The following is a 586-nucleotide window of genomic DNA, read 5'->3' on the forward strand; positions in this document are numbered from 1 at the left end:
AGTGGCACAGTTACATCGGTATAGGTGGCACAACATGAGTCAGCCTATCCAAAATATACCATATAAACAAACTTTATTGTGCTTATATATAGATAAATATGAGTAATTCAACAGATGAATATTTCTATAAAGCTTATTGTTGCTGGGATTAGAATACTATCTTTGCCCACGAAAATGAAAAAAACAAGAATAGAAATACTAGAGGAAAAGAAAGTAAAAATCACAGCCAATCGAGAATTGGTTTTGGATGTGTTTTTGAAGCATGAGTATGCTTTATCTTTAGCTGATCTAGAAGATTTATTGCCTTGGGGCGATAGGGCTACCCTATTTCGTACCCTTAAAACCTTTGAGCAAAAAGGTGTCATTCATCAGATAAAAGATGGTAGCAATTCCACCAAATATGCCCTTTGTCACGATTCTTGTGGCTCTGCTCAACATCTCGATATTCATCCTCATTTTCATTGTCAGGAATGTGATAAGACCATTTGTTTGGATAAACAGGAAATTCAAATTAATAGCCTTCCCAAAGGTCATTAGCGTTAACTTAAGCTGTCTATTTTTTTAAGTTACAGATATACATATGATT

1 protein-coding gene is annotated in these 586 nt (G+C 34.3%); it reads left to right on the forward strand.

Annotated features, from left to right (window positions below; all coding sequences use genetic code 11):
* Window positions 1-174: 174 nt before the first annotated feature.
* Complete coding sequence (locus tag HNS38_RS20155) at window positions 175-537, forward strand: Fur family transcriptional regulator (protein ID WP_172347017.1); 363 nt, start codon at window positions 175-177, stop codon at window positions 535-537.
* The last annotated feature ends 49 nt before the right edge of the window (window positions 538-586 follow it).

The sequence above is a fragment of the Lentimicrobium sp. L6 genome, from assembly GCF_013166655.1.
In the GTDB taxonomy this organism is placed as follows: domain Bacteria; phylum Bacteroidota; class Bacteroidia; order Bacteroidales; family UBA12170; genus UBA12170.

What these genes read in the sequence shown, in the direction of transcription:
- HNS38_RS20155 (WP_172347017.1), top strand. Translation starts at nt 175, where the DNA reads ATGAAAAAAACAAGAATAGAAATACTAGAGGAAAAGAAAGTAAAAATC.